The sequence below is a fragment of the Pseudomonas sp. JV241A genome (assembly GCF_900275665.1).
Taxonomy (GTDB): domain Bacteria; phylum Pseudomonadota; class Gammaproteobacteria; order Pseudomonadales; family Pseudomonadaceae; genus Aquipseudomonas; species Aquipseudomonas wadenswilerensis.
The window spans coordinates 17,835-41,096 of the sequence record NZ_OPYO01000002.1; the positions used below are offsets into that span (position 1 = coordinate 17,835).

Sequence of the window (23,262 nt, forward strand, 5' to 3'; positions counted from 1 at the left end):
TTGTCGTGACCGTGCGCAGAATCACGCCTCATCACTCCCGCTGTTGGATCTGTGGGTAGTTCAATGAGGACGAACATGTCAGCTGCCAGCAACATTTACCCACTGCTTGAGCGCCTGTTGCCCGAGCGGATCATCCCTGCGCCCGGCCGGCCCGGCCGCCTGCAGCGGTTGTACGCCGGGGTCGGCATGCCCAGCCAGCGGGCAGCGCTGGGCGAAAGTTTCAGTCTGATCAGCCGCCTGGATGAGGCCAGCGACCTGCAGGCGGAGTACGAAGACCTGCGCGCCCAGGCCCTGGAAGGCAACGTGGGTGCGCTCAACGATCTGGGCTGGATCTGGCTCAATGGCAAGTACTGGCGCGCCGACCCGACCCTGGCCGGGCACCTGCTGCGCATGGCGGCCCTGCAGGGCAGTGCCGCGGCCTGGTTCAACCTTGGCCAGCAGCATTACTTCGGCAAAGGCGTCGAGGTGGCCTATGCCAGCGCGGCGGAGTATTACCAGCAAGCTTTCGAGCGTGGCCTGGAACACGCCGCCGCAGCGCTGGGCGATCTCTACGAGGAAGAAATCTGCGACAGCGATACCCAGGAATGGCAGGTCGACCTGCAGCAGGCCTATCACTGGTTCCTGCGCGGCGCCCAGCGCGGTGAAGCGCGCTGCCGCTTCGAGGTCGGCTACCGGCTGCTGCATGGGCTGTCGGTCAACGTCGATATCAAAGCTGCTGTGTACTGGCTGGAGCTGGCCGCCGTGGCCGGGGTGATGCAGGCCGCCGAAGAGCTGGCACTGCACTTTAGCGAGACCAACAACGCCCTGCGCTACCTGTTCTGGCGCGAGCAGGCGATCAGCCTGGGCAGCAAGCTGGCGCTGAACATGAAGCTGGACGATCAGTTGCAACCGTGAACACGACGTCTGTCAGCCACTATTGACGGCAGGGGCGGTGATCGAAGAATATTGATAGTTAGCAAACTATGAATATAGCCACGAACCTCCCCTCATGACCCTCGACGCACTGCAACTCAACATCAGCAGCGGTATGGTGGTGGCCGGCCGGCACTGGCGGCGCATCTGCCAGGCGACCCTGGCCGGCTACGGCATTTCCGAAGCCTGCGCGGTGCCACTGCTGATGATCGTGCGGCTGGGCGGTGGCGTGCATCAGGTCGCCGTAGCGCAAGCGGCAGGGCTCGAAAGCCCGTCACTGGTGCGCCTGCTCGACCAGCTGTGCAATGCCGGCTTCGTCTGCCGCACTGAAGATCCGGTCGACCGTCGAGCCAAGGCCCTGAGCCTGACCGCCAGCGGCCGGGTGCTGGCTGAAGCCATCGAAGGCGAACTGGTGCGCCTGCGCCGCGAAGTGCTGCAGGGCATCGACGAAGCTGACTTGCTGGCCACCCTGCGCGTACTGCACGCCTTCGAAGAGGCCGCCCAGCGCACCCCGGGCGTGCCGGCGTGAGCGGATTTTTCAGCTCAATGCCGCCCGCGCGCGACTGGTTCTACGGTGTGCGCACCTTCGCCGCATCGATGATTGCCCTGTACATTGCCCTGCTCATGCAGCTGCCACGGCCTTACTGGGCCATGGCCACGGTGTATATCGTCTCCAGCCCGTTCGTCGGGCCGACCAGTTCCAAGGCTCTGTATCGCGCCATGGGCACCTTGCTCGGCGCTGCCGGGGCGGTGTTTTTGGTGCCGCTGCTGGTGCAGGCGCCGGTGCTGCTGACGGTCGCCGTGGCCTTGTGGACCGGCACCTTGCTGTTCCTCTCGCTGCACCTGCGCACCGCCAACAGCTATGCGTTGATGCTTGCTGGCTACACCTTGCCGATGATTGCCCTGCCGGTGGTCGACGACCCGCTGGCGGTGTTCGATATCGCCTCTTCGCGGGCCCAGGAAATCTGCCTGGGCATTGTCTGTGCGGCGGTGGTCGGGGCGATCTTCTGGCCGCGGCGCCTGACCCCGGTGCTGGTTGGCGCCACCGGCAACTGGTTCAACGAGGCGATCCGTTACAGCGATACCTTTCTGGCCCGCGAAGCCAGCGCCGATAAGGTCGGCGGCTTGCGCGCCTCGATGGTCACCACCTTCAACTCGCTGGAGCTGATGATTGGCCAGCTGTCCCATGAAGGCGCCCGCCCGCAAACGGTGAAGAACGCCCGCGAGCTGCGCGGGCGGATGATCCACCTGCTGCCGGTGATCGATGCCCTCGACGACGCCTTGCTCGCCCTTGAAGGCCGCGCCCCGGCCCAGACCGAACAATTGCAGCCGTTGCTGACTGCGGCCCGTGCCTGGCTGCAAGGCACCGCGCAGGCCCCCTCGGCGGCGCGCTGGTCAGCGTTGCGTGCACAAATCGAACACCTGCAACCGAGTGCTGCGGCCCTTGATGAACGCGCCTCTCTGCTGCTGTCCAACGCACTCTATCGCCTGGCCGAGTGGGTCGACCTGTGGCAGGACTGCTGCAGCCTGCAGCACGCCATCCGCAACGAAGACCTGTCGCCCTGGCGCGCGGTCTATCGGCACTGGCGCCTGGGCCGGCTGACGCCGTTTTTTGATCGTGGGCTGATGCTGTACTCGGTGTTCTCCACCGTCAGCGCAATCATCGTCGCCACCACGCTGTGGATCTTGCTTGGCTGGGGCGACGGTGGCAGCGCGGTGATTCTCGCTGCCGTGGCCTGCAGCTTCTTTGCCGCCATGGACGACCCGGCGCCGCAGATCTACCGGTTTTTCTTCTGGACTTCGCTGTCGGTGCTGTTCGCCAGCCTTTACCTGTTCCTGGTGCTGCCCAACCTGCACGACTTCCCGATGCTGGTGCTGGCCTTCGCCGTGCCGTGCATCTGCGTCGGCACCCTGACCGTGCAGCCGCGCTTCTACCTGGGCACCTTGCTGACCATCGTCAACACCGCCTCCTTCATCAGCATCCAGGGCGCCTACGACGCCAACTTCCTGACCTTTATCAACGCCAACCTGGCCGGGCCGGTGGGCTTGCTGTTCGCCTTCGTCTGGACCCTGGTGGTGCGCCCGTTCGGCGTCGAGCTGGCGGCCAAGCGCCTGACCCGCTTCAGCTGGCACGACATCGTCGGCATGACCCAGCCGGCCACGCTGGCCGAGCACCGCCACCTGGGTGTGCAGATGCTCGACCGGCTGATGCAGCAACTGCCGCGCCTGACCCAGACCGGCCAGGACACCGGCACTGCCCTGCGTGACCTGCGCGTGGGCCTGAACCTGCTCGACCTGCTGGCCTACATGCCCCGGGTCGGCGCGCATCCGCGCCAGTTGCTGGAGCGGGTGGTGGAAGAGGTGGGTGAACACTTCCAGGCCTGCCTGGATGCCCGCCGTCGCCTGCATGCCCCCGAGGTGCTGTTGCAGAGCATGGAGCGCGCCCGCCGTGCCCTGAACCTCAACGACCTGGCCGATTGCGCCGAAGCCCGCGTGCACCTGCTGCACGCCCTGAGCGGCCTGCGCCTGGCACTGTTGCCGGGGGTCGAGGTGGTGCTGGAGCCGTCCGGCGATCAGTCACAACTGCCCTACGGCATCGATGGAGCGCCGCTGTGATCGGAGATCTGGATATCAGCGGGGTGTTCCTGCCCACGCTGCTGGTGATGATGGTCCTCACCTATTTGCTGTTTCTCGGTGTGCACGCGCTGCTCAACCGCGTGCACTTCTACCGCCTGGTCTGGCACCGGGCGCTGTTCAACGTTGCGCTTTACGCCGTGCTGCTCGGCACGGTCGATCACTTTTGCCGAAACCTGATGCTGCCATGAAAAAACCCTTGTTGACCCTGGGCCGCGTGGTCCTGACCCTGCTGGTAGTGACGCTGGCGACCGTACTGGTCTGGCAGATGGTCATGTACTACATGTTCGCGCCCTGGACCCGGGACGGGCACATTCGCGCCGATGTGATCCAGATTGCCCCGGATGTCTCCGGCTTGATTCAGCAGGTCGAAGTGCGTGACAACCAGGTGGTCAAACGCGGCGACGTGCTGTTCACCATCGACCAGGACCGCTTCCACCTGGCCCTGCGCCAGGCCCAGGCGACCCTGGCCGAGCGCAAGGAAACCCTGGCCCAGGCCCAGCGTGAAGCCCGGCGTAACCGTGGCCTGGGCAACCTGGTGGCGCAGGAGCAACTGGAAGAGAGCCAGTCGCGCCAGGCCCGTGCCGAGTCGGCGCTGGCCGAAGCCCAGGTGGCGGTGGATGCCGCGCAACTGAACCTCGACCGCTCGGTGGTGCGCAGCCCGGTCGATGGCTACCTCAACGACCGCGCGCCGCGTGCCCATGAGTTCGTCAGCGCCGGGCGGCCAGTGCTGTCGGTGGTCGACAGCGACTCCTACCATGTCGATGGCTACTTCGAAGAAACCAAGCTGGCCGGCATTCACATCGGCCAGGCTGTGGATATCCGTGTGCTCGGCGACAACACACGCCTGAGTGGGCGAGTGCAGAGCATCGCCGCCGGTATCGAGGACCGCGACCGCAGCAGCGGCGCCAACTTGCTGCCCAACGTCAACCCGGCGTTCAGCTGGGTGCGGCTGGCCCAGCGAATTCCGGTGCGCATCGCCTTCGATGAAGTACCCGCGGACTTTCGCATGATCGCCGGGCGTACCGCGACGGTGTCGATCGTTGAGGGCAACGGGCAATGAAACGGCTGTCGCTGCTCGGCCTGAGCCTGCTGCTGTCGGCCTGCCAGATGGTTGGGCCGGATTACCAAGTGCCCAAGGACGCCGCTATCCAGCGCGCCGACCTGCAGGGCGAGCTGCGCCAGGACGCCGACAGCGTGGTCTCGGCACCGGTGCCCAAAGACTGGTGGCACCTGTATCAGGACGAACGTCTCAATCAACTGGTGCGCCAGGCCCTGGCGGCCAACAGCGAATTGCGCGTGGCGGCGGCGAACATCGCCAAGGCCCGAGCCCAGGTCGAAGAAGCCGAAGCCCAGGGTGGCTTCAATGGCGGCGTCAAGCTGGGCGCCCAGCGTTTGCAGGAGTCCGGCGAAGCCTTCCTGCAGCCGGAGAAAGTGCCGGTAGCCAATATTGGCGAGGCGATTATCAGCGCGTCCTACCAGTTTGACCTGTGGGGCACCCTCAAGCGTGGCGTCGAGGCCGCCCAGGCCAATGCCGACGCGACCCAGGCCGCCGCCGATACGGCACGCATTACCCTGGTGGCGGACGTGGTGCGCGCCTATACCCAGGTGTGCGCGGCCAACGAGGAATACCACATCGCCCATGAGTCCCTGGACCTGCAGGAACAAAGCGTGACCCTGACCCAGCGCCTGCGTGACGCTGGCCGAGGTGACGAAACCCAGGTGACCCGTTCGCAGACCCAGTTCAAATCGTTGCGCGCCGAACTGCCGCGTTATCAAGCTGCACGTGAAGCGGGCCTGTATACCTTGTCGATGCTGCTGGCCAAGCCGGTCAATCAATTGCCGGCGGGCACTGGCGATTGCGCCGAGCTGCCGCATATCGCCCAGGTACTGCCGGTGGGTGATGGCGCGGCGCTGCTCAAGCGCCGCCCGGATATCCGCCAGGCCGAACGCAGCCTGGCGGCGGCCACGGCGACCATTGGCGTGGCCACCGGGCAGTTGTATCCGGACATCAGCATCGGTGCTCAGGTGGGCACCATCGGTATCCTCGAGAACCTGGGCAAACCTGCGACCAATCGCTGGGGCTTCGGCCCACTGCTGACCTGGAATGTACCGACCAATGGCTCGCGGGCGCGTATTCGTGAAGCAGAGGCTTCGACCCAGGCAGCGTTGGCGCATTTTGACGGCGTGGTGCTCAACGCCATTCGTGAAACCCAGACCAGCCTTGCGCAGTACAGCGCATTGCTGGAGCGGCGTGATGCCTTGGCTGATGCCGAGCGCTCTGCGCAATTGGCGGCGGATCAGACCCATCGCTTTTACCAGGCCGGGCGCGAGTCGTTCCTCGCTGACCTGCAGGCGACCCGTACCTATACCGACATGCGTGCGCAACTGGCGGCGGCCAATACCCAGGTGGCGATGGGGCAGATTGGCTTGTTCCTGGCGTTGGGTGGCGGTTGGTGAGAGCGGCAAGGCTGCGCCTTGCATCGCTGGCAAGGCCAGCTCCCACAGGTGCTGTGTAAACAGAGCCCTTGTGGGAGCCAGCCTTACTTATCCACAAGCCCCTTGAGCATCTCGATCGGCAACGGAAACACGATGGTCGACGACTTGTCGCCGGCAATGCTGCCCAAGGTCTGCATGTACCGCAGTTGCATCGCCCCCGATTGGCGGCCGAGCATTTCCGCTGCCTGCATCAGTTTCTCCGACGCCTGCAGCTCACCTTCGGCATGGATTACCTTGGCCCGCCGCTCCCGTTCAGCCTCGGCCTGACGGGCAATGGCGCGGATCATCGACTCATTGAGGTCGACATGCTTGATCTCGACGTTGGCCACCTTGATGCCCCAGGCATCGGTTTGCGCGTCCAGCACCTGGCGAATATCCAGGTTCAGCCGCTCACGCTCGGCCAGCAGTTCATCCAGTTCATGCTTGCCCAGCACCGCACGTAAAGTGGTCTGCGCCAGTTGGCTGGTGGCCATGAGAAAGTCCTCGACCTGGATGATCGCCTTCTGCGGGTCGAGCACGCGAAAGTACAGCACCGCATTGACCTTGACCGAGACGTTGTCGCGGGTGATCACATCCTGTGGCGGCACATCCAGCACCACGGTGCGCAGGTCGACCCGGACCATCTGCTGAATCCCCGGAATCAGCAATACCAGCCCCGGCCCCTTGACCCGCCAGAAGCGCCCGAGCTGGAACACCACGCCGCGCTCGTACTCACGCAGGATGCGAAACGCCGACAGCAACAGCACTGCCAGCAGCGCCAGCAAGGCGCCAAAACCCAGTTCGAAAAACATTTCAGTCTCCTTGCTCCGGCGCTTGTGCCTCGGCGCTGACGTCCAGTAGTACGCCCTTGCGTGTAATCACCCGGACGCGTTGCCCCACCTGCAATGGCGTCTGGCACTGGGCTTGCCACTGTTCGCCCTGCACCTGCACCGAACCGATGAACGGATCACTGTCATTGACCGCCATCACCGTTGCCAGGCTGCCCACCAGCCCGGCATCACCGCTGACCAGCGCGCGCTTGCGCGCCTTCATGGCCATGCCCAGCACGCCGCCGAGCAGCAGCGCCGAGAGCAGGGCGAGGGTCAGGATCAACGCCAGGGGGATGCCGAAGCCGGGCACGTCGGTGTCCATCAGGATCACCGCGCCGACCACGAAGGCGACGATGCCGCCAAAGCCGACCACACCGAAACTGGGCAAGAACGCCTCGGCAATCATGAAGGCGATGCCGAGCATGATCAGCGCCGCCCCGGCGTAGCTCACCGGCAGCAGCTGCAGGGCATACAGGGCGACCAGCAGGCAGATGCCGCCGATCACCCCGCCAACCCCGGAGCCTGGGCTCATGAACTCGAACATCAGCCCGTAGATGCCGATCATGATCAGGATCAGCGCCACGCTGGGGTTGGTGATCACCGCCAGCAGGCGCGTGCGCCAGTCCGGCTCGCGTTCGATGATGGCCGCGTTGGCGGTGTGCAACTGTACCGGCTGGCCGGCGGCTTCGAGGCTGGTGCCGTCGAGCTGGCGGAGCAGATCGGGCAGGTCGTTGGCGATGCGATCGATGACCTTCAGGCGCAAGGCGTCATTGGCCGGCAGGCTGACCGATTCGCGTACCGCCTGTTCCGCCCAATCGGCGTTGCGTCCACGCAGTTGCGCCAGGCCGCGAATGTAGGCAGCGGCGTCGTTGATCTGCTTGCGGGTCAGGGTGTCCTGTTCACTGTTCGGTGCCTGTTTATCGCCGGTGGGCGCAGCGGGCGGAGCGGCCGGGTCCTTGGGCGTGCCCGGCAGGCCGCCGATCTGCACCGGCGTGGCCGCGCCGAGGTTGGTGCCCGGGGCCATCACGGCGATATGGCTGGCGTAGAGGATATAGGTACCGGCGCTGGCCGCCCGGGCGCCACCGGGGGCGACGAAAGTGGCTACCGGCAAGGGGCTGGCGAGAATCGCCTTGATGATTGCGCGCATCGAGCTGTCGAGCCCGCCGGGGGTATCGAGGCGGATCACCACCAATTGCGCCTGCTGCGCCTTGGCCTGCTCCAGGCCGCGCACCAGATAGTCGGCACTGGCTGGGCCGATAGCGTTATCGATACTCAAAACCAGCACCGGATTACCGGGCGCTGCCACGCCGCTCGTCAGCGCGCCGAGTATCAATAAAAGCAGCAGGTGCCGACACCAGCGAGCGATCACCTGAATTCACCCGGGCTGTGCGTGTCCAATAAGTTTAGTCGGCTGCTTGAGGCAGCACGGCCTAAACTTCAGAAGTGGGGGGGCTATATCCGGAGGTGCATCATGCGAATGGCAAAAACCCTGCAGCAATGCCTGGACAAGGCCGGCTGCGATTACGACATTGTTCCTCACCCACACTCATCCACCAGCCTTGAGTCGGCGCGTACCGCGGGTGTACCGGCCGAGCGGGTGGCCAAGTCGGTCATGCTCGACGACCGCCACGGCAACTACCTGATGGCCGTGCTACCGGCCAACCGTCACCTGGACATGAGCAAGGTGCGCGCTACCGGCGCATGGCAAATGACCCATGAAAGCGGCCTGCCACACCTGTTCGGCGACTGCGAACGCGGCGCCATTCCGGCGCTGGGTGACGCGTACTCGATCAAGATGGTGCTCGATCCGACCCTGACCCGTCAGGGCGATATCTATGTCGAGGCTGGTGATCACGATCACCTGATCCACATGAACATGACGCAGTACCTGAAACTGGTGCCAAACGCCGAAGTGCGCGAGGTTTGCTGATGATCAACCCACTGCCAGGCTGGCGTCGTGGATGCCCGGCCTGGCTCTAAGGAGTGCCCCATGGAAGCACCAAACCACAAGTTTTCCGAATTGTTCAAGCAACTGGGATTACCTGACGATCCGAAGGGGATTGATCAATTCATAACCAGCCATTCGCCGCTAAAAAGCGATATCAAGCTGGTCGATGCGCCGTTCTGGACCTCAAGCCAGCGAGCGTTTCTGAAAGACAGTATCGACGAAGATGCCGACTGGGCGGTGATGTTCGACCAGCTCAACGAGGCGCTGCGGCGTCCGAGAAAATAAACGCTGAGCGGCACATCTACCGGCGAACGGCGTTGCTATGCTCAGGAAAAAACAACAAGGGGATAGCGCTAATGAAAGATCCCTATGCCGCCGGTTTCTGGTGTGCCGTGACCGCCCTGGGCCTGCTGACCGTCGGTTATTTCTATGGAATCAAACAGACCCACCACCTGGGTCAGGCCCTGGTGTTTCTCTACGCCGCCGGAGGCGTGATCGGGGCGCTGGCCCTGACCGCGCTGGCCTGGATTGCCTGGCAGCAATTGCGGGTGAGTAAACGGCAGCTGGCTCAGGGCCGAACACTGGTGGCCATCTGGAACACCAAGGTTGCCTTGCGCCGGGTCGAGACGGTCTTTGACCGCTACTTCTGGGGCAGCTATTGGCAACCCGGGCGCACTTTTCAGGAGGTGATGGGCGAACTTGAAGGCACGCCCCTGGAGCAGAGCCTGGAAGCCCTCAAGCGCCAATGCCGCGAGCTGGACCGCGAAACCCACGACCACCGCCGCCACTGGCTGGACAACGCCCGTGAGCTGTCCACCGTGGCCACCGCCATGGCCCGCGAGCGTTATCAACTGGATTTGTGCGACTCGCAGCAAAGCAGCGGTCGCGGCGCCGCCGTACTCAATCGTGACCTGGAAGTGCTGGTGTACACCTGGTCGGCGCGCCTGCGCAGCTTCGACCACCAGCTCGACGAGCTGGAGGGCGAATACCGCTGACCTGGCGTCGACTCAGTCGCCGCGAATGTACTGTTCCAGCTGCAGGATCATGTTGGCCTGCTCGGCGATGGCCTCCTTGACCAGGTCGCCGATCGACAGCAGGCCGAGTAGCTCGCCGTTCTCGACCACCGGCAGGTGGCGCAGGTGACTGTTGGTCATCATGTTCATGCAGTACTCGACGTTCTGGTGCGGGTCGACGGTGATCACCGGCGCACTCATGATCGCGCTCACCGGTGTGCCCACTGAACTGCGCCCCTTGAGCACCATCTTGCGCGCATAGTCGCGCTCACTGACGATTCCCACCACGCGCCCGTCCTGCACCACTGGCAGGGCACCGACGTTCTTCTCGGCCATCAATTTCAGTGCATCGAGCACCATATGGTCGGGGCCGATGGTGTGAACCGAGTGGTGTTGCTGGGCTTTTGTCTTTAGAAGCTGTGCCACGGTTTTCATAGAGGCCTCTGCGATGCTGGGAGTGGGTGACGGCAGATAGCTACAGAATCGTGTACAGATGGCCGCAGGGCAAGGGAGAAAGCGGCATCGATGTGATTGAAAAACGTCATGGGCGCAAAAACGCAAAAGCGGCCAATGATGGCCGCTTTGCTTGGAGACTCGATCAATCCGTGATCAAGCGATACCTTTCGGGTTCGGGCCGAAACGGTTCGGGCCTGGCTGGCTGTCCTGGCACAGGAAGATCAGGTTGACGATCGGGAGCAGCAGCCACCAGCCGCTACGGTCGGTGTCGTGCATGCGTCGAACGCCGACGGCGATACCCGGGATCAGCAGCGCCAGGCTGTACAGGTTGGAGAGGATCGCACCGGTACCGGCCACGCCTTCGATAAAGCCCAGCACCATGGCTACCAGGATGTTGACCAGGAAGAACATCCAGTATTCCTTGCGGCGCGCACGGCCGGAGAACACGGCGTATTTCTTCAATACTTCAAAGTACCAGATGCCAGTCGGCGCAGGTGCGGCGGCCACAGGTGCTGCAGTGGCTGCAGCGGCTTGCGGTGCACCACAGGCCGGGCAAGTCACGGCGCTGTTGTGGATTTCCTTGGCGCAGCCACGGCAAAAAACCATACTCATTTGTTGTCCCTTACATTAATTAACTGATAGTCCGATATACACAAACAGTGAAATGCCCGACAAAGCCGCGCCGGCAATTGCCATGTTGCTTCCCGGTTTTTTGTTGACGATGCTGAGCGTACCCAGGACCAGCCCGGTCAGCGCAAACAGGCCTAATCCCAGCAGGGTGTCACGGTCCCAATCGGAGTCGTCGAACAGCGAAAGCCCGCAGAGGATGCCGAGGATCAGCGAGGTGATGCCCATCCAGGGCGAGGGCTGGCTGGCAGGTTGCGAGGTGGCGGGGAGATACTGAGGGGCGCCGCACTGTGGGCAGCTGGGTGCCGTTTCATGGATTTCCTTGGCACAACCGCGGCAAAAAACCATTGCCATGACAATTCCTTTTGATCGTTTCTGCTTACGTGTGTGCAGCAGAAGTCGGCGGGGAGTTTACCAAATATTTCATGGATGGCGTAACAGTGGCAGCGCCCTGCTGAACCCCAAAGGATTTAACAGGGCGCAATACGTCAGCTCTTCTGCACGATCACCTGGCTGTTCAGGTCATTGAGCATGGCGTCCAGGGTTGGCTTCATCTTCTCGAAGTCCTTGACGCTGCACACCGCTTTTGGATTGTGGAAGTCCAGGCGGCGCTTGATCACCAGGCTGTTGCCTTGCTGGGCATACTCGGCACTGTAGTCGAAGTGCTTGTCCTTGAGGGTCACAGGCTTTGGCGCGGCGATGATCTTGACGTCGGCCGGGAACTCGAAGCGCGCCTGCTCTTCAGTGATCCCGGAGATGCAGGTGAAGTCCTGGGTGCGCTGCTTTTCAGCGATAAAGCCGAAGACGTTCTGGGCGATGCCGCCAGCCAGGCTGGTCAGGGTCGGCACGCCGATCGGGCCAGGCAGGTTGACCAGGTTTTCGCTGCGACCGTTGATGTGCATCTCGAAGGCGCCGCTGGTTTCCAGGTCGTCGCTGCTGATCTTGCCGCTACCACGCTGGCCGTAGGCGGCGAGGATGCGCTGGGTCAGCAGGTCGCGCTCGGCCGGTTGCATGTTGCGCATCATCCAGCGGTTCATCTCGGCGGCCCAGCCGTCGATCTTCGAGGCATGAATGAAGTCGGCGGCGCCGCTGCTGGCCACGGTGTAGGTGGTGCTGTTGTGCACCAGGCCGGGCTGGGTGGCCGGCGTGCGGCCGAGCTTGCCGGAGCGGGTCAGCACGGTTGGCTTGTCCAGCACCGGGGCTGGCAGGTAGCCGCTGGCGATGGCTTCGGCGGTGGAGTCCAGGTACAAGTCCAGGCTCGGAATATAGGTGACCACGTGGTTGATCACCCCCAGCGTCGGCACCTTGGGCAGGGCGTAGGCGTTGCCGAGGTTGATCAGCGCCGGGGTGCTTTCAATGTTGACCGCGGCCAGCAGCGCTTCGAGCAGGGCAACGTGGTCCTTGCAGTCGCCGTAGCGATTGCTCAGCACGGTATCGGCAGCATGCGGCACCACGCCGCCGGCACCGATGTACACCGCCACGTAGCGGATGTTGCGGCGTACCCAGTCCCCCAGGGCCAGGGCCTTGTCGCGCGGGTCGTCGATCTTGGCCGTGAGCTTTTCGGCCAGTTCACGGATGGCTGGCGTTACCTCGCTGTTGGCCCGCGCCGCGTAGGCTTTGGCGAACTCGCTGTAGTCGGCGAAGGTGGACACGGCCAGGTACTTGCCGTAGTCCGAGTAGGCTACTGCGCCCAGTTCTGTACGGGCGTTGTCACCCTGCACGTAATCCCACTGGTAGACCTTGCGACCAGGCTCGGCCTTGGGGCTGGAAGCCTTGAAACCCTTGGCCTCGGCGTTGAGCTTGAGGCTCTTCGGCAGGTCGTAGATCAGGGTGAACTGCTGGGTCGGGTGGAATTGTGGCATCGCCAGGTCTTCGAACTGGCCAGGGAACAGCGGGGTCTTGCGCTGTTTCTTGAAGCTCAGCACCAGGCGATCGCCCACGGCCACTTCCGGGAAGATCACCACCTTGACCAGGCTGTCGTGGAACATCGGCGCCTGGGCCGACTGCGGCTCCTGCTGCTCCTTGATCTGCTCGGGGCTGACCAGCACTTTGCGGCCATCCGGCTTCTGGGTGTAGGCCTGGGTAACTTCAAGGCTTTCCAGGGTGCGGTTGTAATACAGCGACTGCTGAGCCTTGGCCTGGATCGCGCGTTCTTCGTTGATCAGCAGGACCAGGTCCTGGGTGGAGGCGTAGCTGCCGTCTTCGGCGACCACGGTGCGTAGAATGTCCTTTTCGATGGTGACGGAGGGGTCGGTACCGTCGTCCTTGGCCTGTGCCATGTTCAAGGCGAACAGACAGCACAGCATCCCGACCAACCGGGCCGGGGTCAAAGCGAACCGCTTCATAAAGATCCTTCTTGCTGGTGTATTCCAGGGGCCTGATTCGATAAATGCGAATCAGTTAATGGCATTTTGCCTTATAAGTAGCCCTTGCTGCTGCGACAATTTTCTCACCACAGGTTTTTCCTGCGTTTTATGTCTCTATCGATTCAAGGACTCAGCATGTTTACCAGGCGGCACTCCGTCATGACCCTCCTGTTGCTTGGCGCCGGTAGCGCCTGTGCCGACAGCGTCGAACTGGCGCCGCTGGAAGTGACTTCGACGCGGGTCAATTCCGCCTGGCTGCAAACCCCGGCATCCGTTAGCGCCGTGGACATCGCCGAAAAGCCCGGCGAGCAACTGCTGACCCTTGATGCCCTGCTTTCTGCAGTGCCCGGCACTGTGTCGCAAAGCCGCTACAACATGGCCCAGGGCATGCGCCTGTCGATTCGTGGCTTTGGCGCGCGTTCGAGTTTCGGCATGCGCGGCATTCGCGTGCTGGTCGATGGCGTGCCGCTGACCATGCCCGATGGCCAGACCGAAATGGACGGTGTTGATCTGGGCCTGGTGGAGCGCGTCGAAGTGATCCGCGGCTCGGCCTCGACGCTTTACGGCAACGGTGCTGGCGGCGTGCTGGCGATCCAGACCCGCGAGCCGTCGCTGACACCGCAGTCGTCCATCGATGTCAGCGGCGGTGAGTACGGTTACCAGCGCCTGCGCGCCGAAACCAGCGGGACTACCGGCAACCTTGGCGGCCTGCTGGCGCTCAATGTCACCAACCTCGACGGCTATCGCCAGCACTCCACCTCCGAGGCGCGCAACCTCACCGGCAAGCTGCGCTGGCAGGGCGATGCCGGGCAACTGGGGGTCACCTTCCAGGCGCTGGACAACCGCTCCGAAGACCCCGGCGCCCTGACCCTCGCCGAAGTACACGCCAAGCGTGACCAGGCCCGCGCCCAGAGCCTGCTGTACAACGCCGACGAAGACATCACCCAGCAGCGCCTGGCGCTGAACTGGACCGCTGACCTGAGCGAAGACGACAGCTATCAATTGCGCAGCTGGCTGGGGCGCCGCGAGTTTGGCAACCGCCTGCCTTACGCCAACGGCGGGCAAACCTCTTACACCCGGCTGTTCGCCGGAGTAGGCGGGCAGTACACGCACAAGGCCAACTGGTTTGGCCTGGATCAACAAGTCACCGCCGGTGTCGATCTTGAACAGCAACGCGATGACCGTGAACGCCACAACAACCAGATCGGTGGCGGTACCGGTGCGCTGACCCTGCGCCAGCAGGAGAAGGCCGGCAGCGTTGGCCTGTACCTGCAAGACAGCATCGAACTGAGCGAGCGTTGGCAGCTGACCCTGGGCGGGCGTTACGACAGCATGCGCCTGGCGGTGGACGATCGCTTCGAGCGCGACGGCGACGACTCCGGCTCGCGCACCCTCGACGACTGGAACTACAGCGCTGGCTTGAGCTATCGCCTGAGCGAGCATTACCTGGTCTATGCCCGTGTCGCTACCTCATTCGAAACGCCAACGGTCAATGAACTGGCCAACCCGGCGGGCGGCGGATTCAACCCGGGCCTGCAACCGGCGAAGGCGCTCAATCGTGAGCTGGGGATCAAAGGCGAATGGAGCGACTTGCGCGCCGAGGCGGTGCTTTACAGCATCGCGCTTGAAGATGAGCTGGTGCCCTATGTCGACGGCGGCCAGACCTTCTACCGTAACGCTGGCAAGTCGCGCCGCGACGGTGTCGAGTTGAGCGCCGACTACCAGGTGCTGGAACACTGGCGGTTGTCCATGGCCTACAGCTTCAACAACTACCGCTACACCGACTTCAACGGCTTTGACGACAATCGCCTGCCGGGCATTCCTCGTCAGACTTTGTTCAGCGAAGTGGCCTACGAGCGTGATGGTTTCTATGCGCGCTTGAACATGAACGCCTACGGCCCGCAGTACGCCGACAACGCCAACAGCGCGCGGGTTGCCGGGGTGGCGTTGCTCAACCTGCGGGTGGGCAAGCAGTTCGACCTGGGCGGCCAGACGTTGGAACCGTATCTGGGGGTGGATAACCTCAGTGACCGTCATTACTACGACAATTTGCGTATCAATGACGGCGCCGGGCGTTACTACGAGCCGGGCCCGGGGCGCACCCTGTATGCCGGGGCGCGCCTGAGTTTCTGAGGGGCCTGTCAGGACAGCTTGATGAACATTGCGCTGCCCATGACAAAGGCGCAGTCGATACCGTCCAGGTGCAGCTCGATGAAGGCGTCGGCCACCCGCTGTGGCCCGTCGCCATAAGGCCAGATATAATCATCGATGATGATCCAGCCGCCGGGCACCACCAGGTCGGCCCAGGCCTGGACATCGGCGTTGGCGCTTTCGTAGCTATGGTTGCCGTCCACATGCAGCACGGCAATTCGCCCGCTGTAAGTAGTGTCACCGAATGCCTCAGTGCTGACTTGACGGCTGCGACGGTATTCCACAGCGGCCTCCACCGACGGCAGGCGCAGATAGTTCACCGCACCATTGGCGTAAGGCAGCAGATTAAGCTGGAACACGGTCAAGGCTTCGTCGGCATTGACCGGCACGCGGTCGACCAGGCCTTTCTCGTCGTTCTGGATCAGGTGTTCGTTGGACCAGGGATCGACGCACAACAGTTTGCCGACGTTGAAGCAACTGGCCAGGCGGGTCAGGACGAACGCCGACTTGCCCCACCAGCTGCCAATTTCGACTACATCGCCTTGCGGTGCATGGCGGAACAGTTCGCACAATGCACGTGTTTTTTCGTGATCGCACATGCCGGGAATCGACTCGGCGTGGCGGAACAGAGCGGCAAGCTCCAGAACGCTCAGCGCGGGCTTCGGTTCGGCAGTCCCGGCCAATGGTAGCGGTTCGGCAAGCAGCGCGGCGCCAAACTGCAAGGCCTTGTTATACGGCGCGACTTCGCTGGCGACCGGCGATGCATTGACCAGTGTCACGCCGGGAAAAGACTCGTCAATGCAGCGGCTGAGGTAGTCCCAAACCACCGGGTTGGGGGTGAAGATCCCACCGATACCGAATTCGGCAATGGCCTGGCGCAGTTTGTCGTCGAAGTCGACGGCCGTGACGTATGGCAGGTGCACCCAGTCCGGGTAGCTTTCGCGTGAGGGGTCATGGCCCAGGGAAGAAGAGCCGATCACGCGTTGCCCTTCGTTCAAGGCTCGTTCAAGGTAGGCCAGCGATCGGGGCATGCCCGCCGGAAAAATCAGCACGGGTTTAGTCACGGGAAGGTCCCTTTTCGCACAGCAGGAAGATGCTCGAACACAGGTCTGGATACTGCTGGCCAAGCTGGTAGCAGCCTTCCAGGTACTCGTTGGAGATGATGTCGGTTTGCAGAAGCCGGTCCCACTGGAAGTTGGCCAGTGCCTTGAAGAATATCCCCGAGCGATGCACAACCTTCAGGCCGGCCGCAACAGCGTCGCGCTCAAGAGTGTCCAGTGAATAGGTGCATCGATGGCCGTGCTCCAGTTCCGCAGGAGTAACTGCTGCGTTGTGGCTGATCAAGCCCATCTTTACCGCAATCTGGCGCGAAGGCGCATTGGCGTTAGGGCAAGCGAGAAAGAAGCGTCCGCCCTCGGCTAGCCACTCGTCGTTGATCCGGCGCAGTATCGCAACCGGGTCATCCAGGTGTTCGAGCACATGCGTGAGGATGATGTTGTCGTAACGGTGCGGCAGCGTTACGGTCTCGAACATCGAGTTGATGTAGTTTACCCGGTCGCCGAATTTCGTACGGGCTTCGCCGAGGGCCTCGTCGGAGGCTTCAACACACGTGATGTCGTCGAAATGATCGAGAAAACGGCGGGTGAACTCGCCTTTGAAGCTGCCCAGTTCGAGCAGATTGCCCGGGCGGAAGAAGGGTTGGAACGAGCGGATCATGTAAGGGTGCATCACATCGTAGTCGAACGAGTATGCGTACTTGCGTCCGCTGTCCTTGGTGTCGGAATCGGTAAATTCCAGGTTATGGTCTCTTTGCTTTTCCACAGTGGTCCCCATTGGAATCTAATCGCTTTCCAGCACTGCCAGGCCGAAACCGTGGCGCCCGAATTCATTGCCGTTGTACAGCAGGTAAACCTTGCCTTCGCTCTCGAACAGGTGCGGATAACACTGCATCTGCGAATCCCAGCCGTCACTCGAAATGTCGATTCCAGCAAGGCTGTCATCGCGCTCCCAGTTCACCAGGTCGTGCGAGCGGGCGTAGCCCAGGCGATAGCCACGGCCTGGGTCCTGGCGAAAGCCGTAGGCTTGGCGATAGCAGAAGTACATGTGATAAACGCCATTGAGCCGGATCACCGTGGGTAGCGCCTGGCACTCGTCGGCATCCAGGCGGTCGCTGATGATCTGCCGTCCGTCCCGTTGCCAGTCGATACCGTCGGACGAAGTGGCATGCGCAATCTTGTAAACCCGGTCTGGTGCTTCGCTGTTGTTGAACTTCTTCCATTGGGTGCCGTAGATGTACCACATGTGCAAGCGGTCACCGTGACGCTGGACGAAGGCATCCGCTACCAGGAAGGGCTCATGCAGCGAGGCGGCCATGACTGGCCCGGTACCGTGGCGCTGGAAGGTCTGGCCGTTGTCATGACTGATCGCCAGGCCGATGGCGGCATCGGCTGAGACCGATACCTTGCGGTTCCAGCCGGTGGTGTAGGCCAGCACCCGGTCACCGTCCCTGAGCACGTTGATAGGGAAGATGCCGTGTTCGTCGAAGCAGCCCAGTCCGCCGAGTGGTAGCACGGTGTGCTGCGATACATCGAGCAGGCGGCTCATGTCCAGTGCATAGTCAGCGTACGCAACATGACTGAGGAATTTACCCAGGCTGTCGCGCTCGCGGGTGGAGAAATACACCCGCACCCGGTCTTCAAGCACCAGGGTTTGTGGTGACTGAGCGAACTCCACGCAATGGTTGGCCAGGCTGTGTTCGGTCGGGTTGAACACTTTGCCTAATTTTTTCCACTTCATACCTGCCCCCACGCGCTTTCATCTTCCAGAACTGCCAGACCGAAACCTTCACGGCCCATGCCATTGCCTTGGTAGAGCATGTAGGTGGCATCATCGAGCGTGAACACGTGTGGGTAGTTGACCATCTCCGAATCCCAGCCAGACTCGCCCAGGGCGATGTCCACCAGCGCGTCGTTGCGCTGCCAGTCGAGCATGTCGCCAGAGCTGGCATAACCGATTCGATAGCCGCCCTCGCGTCCTTTGTAGTTGCGGATGTCGCGATAGGAAAAAAACATGTGGTAGCGACCGTTGCGGTAGATGACATCCGGGCAAGCCTGGCACTCGTGTTCGCCAAGTTTGTCGGCGATCAGATCCTTGCCGACCTTGATCCAGTCAATGCCGTTTTCCGAGGTAGCCATGCGTATCTTGTACAGTGGCTCCGGCTTGCCGTCGGTCATCCGCCATTCCTTGCCCGCCACGTACCAAAGCTGCCAGCTGCCCTCGAATCTGCGGATGCGCGGACTACCAAGGAGGAATGGTTCTTCTGCGGTGTAGGGCAGAACCGGACCGTCGCCCGGACGTTGGAAGGTTTCACCATGGTCGCGGCTGATGGCAAGGCCGATCGCAGCGTTGAAGGGCACGGACTCGCAGCGTGTCCAGCCGGCGTAGTAAGCGCGAATCTCGTCACCGTCGCGAATCACCGACACCGGGTAGGTGCCGAATTCGTCGAAGCTGCCGAACTTGCCTAGTTCCAGCACTGGCTGCGGACACACTCGCAGGACCTTGCGCAGGTCGCTGCGATCCAGGTCAATGTAGGAGATGTAGCTCAGATACTGGCCGTCCGCACCAGGTGCAGGACGTGAGCAGAAATACACCCGCACGTAAGTATCAGCCAGCAACACAGACGGCGATTGGGCGAACTCGTGCATCCAGGTTGGCTCGGTCAAATCCTTGGGATCAAATACCTTGCCGAGTTTTTTCCATTTGAACATGTGCAATCCCGCTTCAGTCTGCCAGGCGGCGCAAGCGCGCAGCGCCGGTCTTCAGACCGCCATAGTAGTAATCGTTGAAGCCTGCGGCTTCCATCAGGTCGAACACTGTCTGCATGTCGTACTCGACGCGGTGCAGGGTGAAGTCACCATCCTCATAAACAGCAAAGGCCGCACGCGGGTCGCCGTCGCGTGGCTGGCCCACCGAGCCCGGGTTGCAGTAGATCTTCTCGCCGAAGTGTTTCACGGTCTGGTGATGGGTGTGGCCGGAGACGAACACTCGCCCTTGCACCTGCTCGAAGTACTCGGCAGTGGGTTTGAGGTACTCATCGATCGGATCCCCCCAACCGCCATGGACCATGCGTACCTCGCCGATCTGGCGCTGCACCGGGAAAGTTCGCAGCCAGTCCAGGTGTTCGGCCTTGATCACTGTGCGCAGGTAAGCCAGGCAATCGTTGACACTGCGCGAGCGCGGACAGAAGCCTCCGCCGGCCATGTACCAGTCGTGATTGCCCATCACGCAGGGAATTTCGCGGTCGCGCAGCTCCTGGCAGCATTCGTTGATCTGGGCGTAATAGCCCACTACGTCACCAGCGCAGTAAATGCTGGTGACGCCCAGACGGTCGATCTCGGCCAGCACTGCTTTGAGCGCCTCATAGTTGCCGTGGATATCAGAGATAAACGCCGTCTTCATAGAAAATCTGCTCGTCGGTGTAGCGTACGGCACGGCCACGGCGAATGGCCGGCTGCACCGGATCGCGTTGATCCAGAAAATAGTCCAGGGCCATGGCGCTTTCGTTGTAGCCAAACGCGCTGCGGATGGACGTGGACGAAGAAATCCGCGGATTGATCTCCAGAAGCTTTGGCCCTTGGGCGCAGCGGCGGAACTGGAAGTTGGTCGGCCCCAGCGGGCGGAACAGGCGGCACAGCTCGGCGATGGCCGGAGCGAACTCGGCCGACTCGGCCACTTCGGCCTTGTCAGTGAAACCATCGCGCGACAGTTTGCGGCGCAGGGTCATGCTGGCGAAGTAACCGCCGCGACCATCACAGAACGCCGAGGTAGTGAACTCTTCGTCGTCGTTACCGACAATTGGCTGGGCCATCAGTATCGGGCCGATTTCGGCACGATGCTGAAGAAACTGCGCTTCACTGCTGACTCGCACAATGCCCTTGGAGCCGAAGCCGCGGCGCGGCTTGAGCAGGAATGGCAGACCGAAGCGTGCGACCAGGGTGGCGTAGTCCTGCTCAAGCGAACTGTCGATGGCGCAGGCCACGCCAGCCGCCAGCAACTGTTGGTAGAAACCCCACTTGTCCTTGCACAGAGCGATCAAGGCCGGTTCGTTGAGCAACGGCAGGGCAGCGGTGCCGCGGATTTGCTGCACGTGGTCGACCCAGTGATACATATCGATCTCGATGCCAGGGATCAGCATGTCGATGCGGTGACGGCGCAAGGTGTCCAGCAACCAGTCCAGGTACTCAGGTGCCGAAGTCGGCGGGGCCTGTTCGAAAACATCGCAAAATGCGGGTGCGACCGAGTCGTCGTAGATGGTCGAGCCGACCAGAAAACAGTCCTGTCTGGCCTGGCGCAGTGCGCGCAAAATGCCGTAACCAACGATACCGCTGGCGCCGGAAACCAGAATTCTTTTCATCGTTCTCCCATCCTGCTGGCGACCAGTCGCCCAAGACCTTCTTCCAAGCCGATGGACGGGTATATTCCGATGGTGCGGTACAGGGTGTCGTCGTAGGGAAAGACGTTATCGCTGATAGCTTTCTTGCTAGCGTCGAAGCTTACCCTGCTGTTCGAGTTGGCCGCGAGGACCAGGGAATTGGCCACGCTAAGGAGACTGGCATCCTGGGGATGGGTGCAGGTGTACAAGCCTTCAACCCGATCTGCAACAACTGCGCTGACAATCTTGCAGAAGTCTTCGACATGCAGGTAATTCCTGCGGGCATCGTGGCTACCGTAGATAACTATGTCTTCATTTTTCAGGGCTTTATCCAGCGTGCCATAGATGAACGCCTGATGGCGCCTGAAACTATCAGGCTCACCGTACAACTGGGACGGCCTCAACAGTGTGCATGCCAGCTTTGCCCGGGCGCAGTACATCTGCACGAGCTCATCGGCATGGCGTTTGGAGAGGCCATAGATACCGTAATAGTCGCTTTGGTTGTTCAGCTCGGCGTTGATACTGGAAATCTGTACAAAATGTTGCACGCCCCCGCGTTGAGCCGCGTCGCATAGCTTCAGCGTACCCAAGGCGTTTATCTGTTCGGCCTCGAGCAGGGCATTGATACTGCCATCGACAAAACTTGCGGCTGTGTTGATGACAACATCAATTCCAGGTGGCAGACAGAATTGTTCAGCCGGCCAGCTCAGATCAAGTTCTACCTCGCAGCCATTGCGACCTGCCGTGAGCACTTCGGCAACGTTAGCCAGCACGGGCTGCAGTGCCTGTGCGAGGGATGATTGTCCGCCCGCGAGCAGAATCTTCATCGGGCGGTAATCTCGGCGAACAGGCCGCAGCTCAGTTCCGGGTAGTCGATGCCGACGGTACACAGGCCTTCGATCACCTGGCGATCCAATTGCAGGGAAAGGATCTGCCGGGTGGTGAACGGCTTAAGGTAGATCCCTTCCAGGCGATCAACGGTGCAACCGGCCTGGGCGACGTCGTCCTTGAGTGTTGCAACGGTGTAAAAGCGCTGATGTCCTAGCAAGTGATCGTTTTCGGACAAGGTAGTCACGTCGTCAAGCAGCCCAGCCAATTGGCCCAGTCTGCGGTTGAGCACTTCAGCGTTGGGTACGGCGATGAACATCCGCCCGCCAGGCGCGAGAAACTCTCGGAAGCGTCGCAGAATCACCAGTGGATCGTCCACGTGCTCAAGGATGAAGCCCATCACGATTACGTCAAAGCGCTCGTCGGTGCTGAACTTCTCGAACCAGGTCTCGACGATTTGAGCCCGGCAGTCCGGGTGTTTGTCGCGAAAGTTGTCGATGACTGCGGGCGAACCTTCCAGCACCACGTGGTGCTCGAAACGGCGCGAGAAGATATCCGTGGTATAGCCGTGGCCCAGACCCAGCTCAAGTAATGAGCGGGCAGCACCAGCGTGGTGTAGGACGCGCTGCGGATACCAGGTCAGGAGAATTTCGTTATCGAAATCGTACAGATTGTCACCCTGGTAGGCGGCCACGTGTTTATCCAGCGTATTGCTCATCTTGTCCCCTCAAAGCAGTTCATAGCGAGCATTGACGATGGTGCGGACCTGCTCTGGCGCATTGAACATCATCACATCCACCATGGAAAGCCAGGGCACGAAGGGCGCGCCGAACTGCGGGTATTCCAGGGGATGTGAGCGGATGAAGCGCAGCTCGGTGCCTTGAGCGCGAAACGCCTGGCGATCGTACAGCTCGGTGCCGCCGATGGCATTGATGTAAGTCTCTGCGCCCAGCGCCTCGCACAAGGCCAGGACTTTGTCCTGGCCTTTCAATTGGTGATTGATGTCGATCTGCGATGACACCCGGATCTGCGTGCCCAGCTCCAGATACGCGCATATTTCGACGATGGCGTTATAAATGTAGCGGAACAGGTTCTGTTCTTCGCAACTGACGATGCGCTGCAGCAATGGCCAGACCTGTGTGAAATACGGCGCCCGACTGTAGGCGCCCTTGAACTGGTTGAGCAGCTTGCTGCGGTCAAACTCGGCGCTGAGTTCACGCTGGACCACGTCGAGGGCATCGGAGTCTTTTTTCAGCGCCAACGAAAACGTCGCGTCGCTGCCGTTCTGCAGCAAACGGTTACGATTGATCCAGCCCTTCTTGGTGTACTTGATGTTGTCGTAGACCACGAACACATCCGTTGCCGCAATCAGCTGGAAATAGCCGACATAGGGCAGGAAGTAGGGCTGCATGATCGATAATTTCATGGTGCAACGGTCCGATGCTGGCCTGATTATCAGGTATCTGGAGAGGTTTTCGGCAGAAATGTCCACCCCTTGAGGGTAATGGATGAGCGGTGCTGACTTTCACAATGCTGTCGATCATCGAGGTGGTTAACGCACGTTCAATCAAGTTTGATTTCTACTGAA

General features: G+C 61.7%; 25 protein-coding genes. 10 read left to right on the forward strand and 15 right to left on the reverse strand.

Annotated elements, in window-relative coordinates; translation table 11 throughout:
- Positions 1-75 precede the first annotated feature (75 nt).
- From JV241A_RS00135 to JV241A_RS00160, 6 genes are all read left to right on the forward strand, one after another.
- A complete protein-coding gene (locus JV241A_RS00135) occupies positions 76-894 on the forward strand; it encodes a tetratricopeptide repeat protein (RefSeq protein ID WP_134061155.1) in 819 nt (272 codons plus the stop codon).
- 94 nt (positions 895-988) lie between these two features.
- Positions 989-1,441: a MarR family transcriptional regulator gene (locus JV241A_RS00140; RefSeq protein ID WP_134061156.1), complete on the forward strand. Its 453-nt coding sequence runs from the start codon at positions 989-991 to the stop codon at positions 1,439-1,441.
- A complete protein-coding gene (locus JV241A_RS00145; RefSeq protein WP_134061157.1) occupies positions 1,438-3,528 on the forward strand; it encodes an FUSC family protein in 2,091 nt (696 codons plus the stop codon). The genes JV241A_RS00140 and JV241A_RS00145 overlap by 4 nt, the downstream gene beginning before the upstream one ends.
- Positions 3,525-3,737 (forward strand): DUF1656 domain-containing protein, encoded by a 213-nt coding sequence (locus JV241A_RS00150; protein ID WP_038997753.1) that lies wholly within the window; start codon positions 3,525-3,527, stop codon positions 3,735-3,737. The genes JV241A_RS00145 and JV241A_RS00150 overlap by 4 nt, the downstream gene beginning before the upstream one ends.
- Positions 3,734-4,609, forward strand: coding sequence for an HlyD family secretion protein (locus JV241A_RS00155; RefSeq protein ID WP_115089485.1), 876 nt, complete (start codon positions 3,734-3,736; stop codon positions 4,607-4,609). Before JV241A_RS00150 ends, JV241A_RS00155 begins: the two co-directional genes overlap by 4 nt.
- On the forward strand, positions 4,606-6,006 hold the full coding sequence (locus JV241A_RS00160; protein ID WP_134061158.1) for an efflux transporter outer membrane subunit: 1,401 nt from the start codon (positions 4,606-4,608) through the stop codon (positions 6,004-6,006). The genes JV241A_RS00155 and JV241A_RS00160 overlap by 4 nt, the downstream gene beginning before the upstream one ends.
- Before the next feature lie 83 nt (positions 6,007-6,089).
- Here the strand turns inward: JV241A_RS00160 and JV241A_RS00165 are convergent, their stop codons facing one another.
- Complete coding sequence (locus tag JV241A_RS00165; protein ID WP_038997749.1) at positions 6,090-6,836, reverse strand: slipin family protein; 747 nt, start codon at positions 6,834-6,836, stop codon at positions 6,090-6,092.
- A gap of 1 nt (position 6,837) precedes the next feature.
- Positions 6,838-8,223, reverse strand: coding sequence for a nodulation protein NfeD (locus JV241A_RS00170; RefSeq protein ID WP_134061159.1), 1,386 nt, complete (start codon positions 8,221-8,223; stop codon positions 6,838-6,840).
- 102 nt (positions 8,224-8,325) lie between these two features.
- Here JV241A_RS00170 and JV241A_RS00175 point away from each other — a divergent pair, with 102 nt between their 5' ends.
- The 3 genes from JV241A_RS00175 (at position 8,326) to JV241A_RS00185 (ending at position 9,797) form a co-directional block, all read left to right on the forward strand.
- The gene (locus tag JV241A_RS00175) at positions 8,326-8,784 is read left to right on the forward strand and encodes a YbaK/EbsC family protein (protein ID WP_115089482.1); all 459 of its coding nucleotides are present in this window, start codon (positions 8,326-8,328) and stop codon (positions 8,782-8,784) included.
- Positions 8,785-8,844: 60 nt separating this feature from the next.
- Positions 8,845-9,087, forward strand: coding sequence for a DUF2789 domain-containing protein (locus tag JV241A_RS00180; protein ID WP_010222083.1), 243 nt, complete (start codon positions 8,845-8,847; stop codon positions 9,085-9,087).
- A 71-nt stretch (positions 9,088-9,158) separates the two neighbouring features.
- Positions 9,159-9,797 (forward strand): hypothetical protein, encoded by a 639-nt coding sequence (locus JV241A_RS00185; protein ID WP_038997745.1) that lies wholly within the window; start codon positions 9,159-9,161, stop codon positions 9,795-9,797.
- 12 nt (positions 9,798-9,809) lie between these two features.
- On the opposite strand, the gene JV241A_RS00190 is transcribed toward JV241A_RS00185, so the two are convergent.
- The 4 genes from JV241A_RS00190 to JV241A_RS00205 all read right to left on the reverse strand — a co-directional run bounded on the left by JV241A_RS00190 (position 9,810) and on the right by JV241A_RS00205 (position 13,243).
- Positions 9,810-10,250 (reverse strand): CBS domain-containing protein, encoded by a 441-nt coding sequence (locus tag JV241A_RS00190; RefSeq protein WP_115089481.1) that lies wholly within the window; start codon positions 10,248-10,250, stop codon positions 9,810-9,812.
- Between the two features lie 174 nt (positions 10,251-10,424).
- Positions 10,425-10,877 carry a DUF805 domain-containing protein gene (locus JV241A_RS00195; RefSeq protein ID WP_177414809.1) on the reverse strand — a complete coding sequence of 151 codons (453 nt, stop codon included), beginning with the start codon at positions 10,875-10,877 and terminating at the stop codon, positions 10,425-10,427.
- A 21-nt stretch (positions 10,878-10,898) separates the two neighbouring features.
- Entirely contained in the window at positions 10,899-11,252 is a 354-nt protein-coding gene (locus JV241A_RS00200; RefSeq protein WP_115089480.1) for a zinc ribbon domain-containing protein, read from the reverse strand.
- A 134-nt stretch (positions 11,253-11,386) separates the two neighbouring features.
- Positions 11,387-13,243, reverse strand: a complete 1,857-nt coding sequence (locus JV241A_RS00205) for a DUF3857 and transglutaminase domain-containing protein (RefSeq protein ID WP_115089479.1) — start codon at positions 13,241-13,243, stop codon at positions 11,387-11,389.
- A 180-nt stretch (positions 13,244-13,423) separates the two neighbouring features.
- On the opposite strand from JV241A_RS00205, the gene JV241A_RS00210 reads away from it, so the two are divergent.
- Positions 13,424-15,397 carry a TonB-dependent receptor gene (locus JV241A_RS00210; protein ID WP_240047819.1) on the forward strand — a complete coding sequence of 658 codons (1,974 nt, stop codon included), beginning with the start codon at positions 13,424-13,426 and terminating at the stop codon, positions 15,395-15,397.
- A gap of 8 nt (positions 15,398-15,405) precedes the next feature.
- Here the strand turns inward: JV241A_RS00210 and JV241A_RS00215 are convergent, their stop codons facing one another.
- The 9 genes from JV241A_RS00215 to JV241A_RS00255 are packed head-to-tail and all read right to left on the reverse strand — an operon-like array spanning position 15,406 to position 23,100.
- Positions 15,406-16,479 (reverse strand): class I SAM-dependent methyltransferase, encoded by a 1,074-nt coding sequence (locus tag JV241A_RS00215; RefSeq protein ID WP_134061161.1) that lies wholly within the window; start codon positions 16,477-16,479, stop codon positions 15,406-15,408.
- Complete coding sequence (locus JV241A_RS00220) at positions 16,472-17,236, reverse strand: class I SAM-dependent methyltransferase (protein ID WP_233674167.1); 765 nt, start codon at positions 17,234-17,236, stop codon at positions 16,472-16,474. Before JV241A_RS00220 ends, JV241A_RS00215 begins: the two co-directional genes overlap by 8 nt.
- Positions 17,237-17,254: 18 nt before the next feature.
- Positions 17,255-18,211, reverse strand: coding sequence for a hypothetical protein (locus JV241A_RS00225; RefSeq protein ID WP_134061163.1), 957 nt, complete (start codon positions 18,209-18,211; stop codon positions 17,255-17,257).
- Positions 18,208-19,182: a glycosylase gene (locus JV241A_RS00230; protein ID WP_134061164.1), complete on the reverse strand. Its 975-nt coding sequence runs from the start codon at positions 19,180-19,182 to the stop codon at positions 18,208-18,210. Before JV241A_RS00230 ends, JV241A_RS00225 begins: the two co-directional genes overlap by 4 nt.
- A 13-nt stretch (positions 19,183-19,195) precedes the next feature.
- Positions 19,196-19,873: a metallophosphoesterase family protein gene (locus JV241A_RS00235; protein WP_134061165.1), complete on the reverse strand. Its 678-nt coding sequence runs from the start codon at positions 19,871-19,873 to the stop codon at positions 19,196-19,198.
- Complete coding sequence (locus JV241A_RS00240; protein WP_134061166.1) at positions 19,851-20,828, reverse strand: ATP-grasp domain-containing protein; 978 nt, start codon at positions 20,826-20,828, stop codon at positions 19,851-19,853. The genes JV241A_RS00235 and JV241A_RS00240 overlap by 23 nt, the downstream gene beginning before the upstream one ends.
- Positions 20,825-21,673, reverse strand: coding sequence for an NAD(P)-dependent oxidoreductase (locus JV241A_RS00245; RefSeq protein WP_134061167.1), 849 nt, complete (start codon positions 21,671-21,673; stop codon positions 20,825-20,827). Before JV241A_RS00245 ends, JV241A_RS00240 begins: the two co-directional genes overlap by 4 nt.
- Positions 21,670-22,392, reverse strand: coding sequence for a class I SAM-dependent methyltransferase (locus JV241A_RS00250; protein WP_134061168.1), 723 nt, complete (start codon positions 22,390-22,392; stop codon positions 21,670-21,672). Before JV241A_RS00250 ends, JV241A_RS00245 begins: the two co-directional genes overlap by 4 nt.
- Before the next feature lie 9 nt (positions 22,393-22,401).
- Positions 22,402-23,100: a WbqC family protein gene (locus tag JV241A_RS00255; protein ID WP_134061169.1), complete on the reverse strand. Its 699-nt coding sequence runs from the start codon at positions 23,098-23,100 to the stop codon at positions 22,402-22,404.
- Positions 23,101-23,262 lie beyond the last annotated feature (162 nt).

Excerpts from the sequence above, each read along its gene's own strand:
- JV241A_RS00135 (WP_134061155.1), top strand. The coding sequence starts at position 76 with ATGTCAGCTGCCAGCAACATTTACCCACTGCTTGAGCGCCTGTTGCCC.
- JV241A_RS00140 (WP_134061156.1), top strand. The coding sequence starts at position 989 with ATGACCCTCGACGCACTGCAACTCAACATCAGCAGCGGTATGGTGGTG.
- JV241A_RS00155 (WP_115089485.1), top strand. The coding sequence starts at position 3,734 with ATGAAAAAACCCTTGTTGACCCTGGGCCGCGTGGTCCTGACCCTGCTG.
- JV241A_RS00160 (WP_134061158.1), top strand. The coding sequence starts at position 4,606 with ATGAAACGGCTGTCGCTGCTCGGCCTGAGCCTGCTGCTGTCGGCCTGC.
- JV241A_RS00165 (WP_038997749.1), bottom strand. The coding sequence starts at position 6,836 with ATGTTTTTCGAACTGGGTTTTGGCGCCTTGCTGGCGCTGCTGGCAGTG.
- JV241A_RS00175 (WP_115089482.1), top strand. The coding sequence starts at position 8,326 with ATGCGAATGGCAAAAACCCTGCAGCAATGCCTGGACAAGGCCGGCTGC.
- JV241A_RS00180 (WP_010222083.1), top strand. The coding sequence starts at position 8,845 with ATGGAAGCACCAAACCACAAGTTTTCCGAATTGTTCAAGCAACTGGGA.
- JV241A_RS00185 (WP_038997745.1), top strand. The coding sequence starts at position 9,159 with ATGAAAGATCCCTATGCCGCCGGTTTCTGGTGTGCCGTGACCGCCCTG.
- JV241A_RS00190 (WP_115089481.1), bottom strand. The coding sequence starts at position 10,250 with ATGAAAACCGTGGCACAGCTTCTAAAGACAAAAGCCCAGCAACACCAC.
- JV241A_RS00195 (WP_177414809.1), bottom strand. The coding sequence starts at position 10,877 with ATGGTTTTTTGCCGTGGCTGCGCCAAGGAAATCCACAACAGCGCCGTG.
- JV241A_RS00200 (WP_115089480.1), bottom strand. The coding sequence starts at position 11,252 with ATGGCAATGGTTTTTTGCCGCGGTTGTGCCAAGGAAATCCATGAAACG.
- JV241A_RS00205 (WP_115089479.1), bottom strand. The coding sequence starts at position 13,243 with ATGAAGCGGTTCGCTTTGACCCCGGCCCGGTTGGTCGGGATGCTGTGC.
- JV241A_RS00210 (WP_240047819.1), top strand. The coding sequence starts at position 13,424 with ATGACCCTCCTGTTGCTTGGCGCCGGTAGCGCCTGTGCCGACAGCGTC.
- JV241A_RS00225 (WP_134061163.1), bottom strand. The coding sequence starts at position 18,211 with ATGAAGTGGAAAAAATTAGGCAAAGTGTTCAACCCGACCGAACACAGC.
- JV241A_RS00230 (WP_134061164.1), bottom strand. The coding sequence starts at position 19,182 with ATGTTCAAATGGAAAAAACTCGGCAAGGTATTTGATCCCAAGGATTTG.
- JV241A_RS00235 (WP_134061165.1), bottom strand. The coding sequence starts at position 19,873 with ATGAAGACGGCGTTTATCTCTGATATCCACGGCAACTATGAGGCGCTC.
- JV241A_RS00240 (WP_134061166.1), bottom strand. The coding sequence starts at position 20,828 with ATGAAAAGAATTCTGGTTTCCGGCGCCAGCGGTATCGTTGGTTACGGC.
- JV241A_RS00245 (WP_134061167.1), bottom strand. The coding sequence starts at position 21,673 with ATGAAGATTCTGCTCGCGGGCGGACAATCATCCCTCGCACAGGCACTG.
- JV241A_RS00250 (WP_134061168.1), bottom strand. The coding sequence starts at position 22,392 with ATGAGCAATACGCTGGATAAACACGTGGCCGCCTACCAGGGTGACAAT.
- JV241A_RS00255 (WP_134061169.1), bottom strand. The coding sequence starts at position 23,100 with ATGAAATTATCGATCATGCAGCCCTACTTCCTGCCCTATGTCGGCTAT.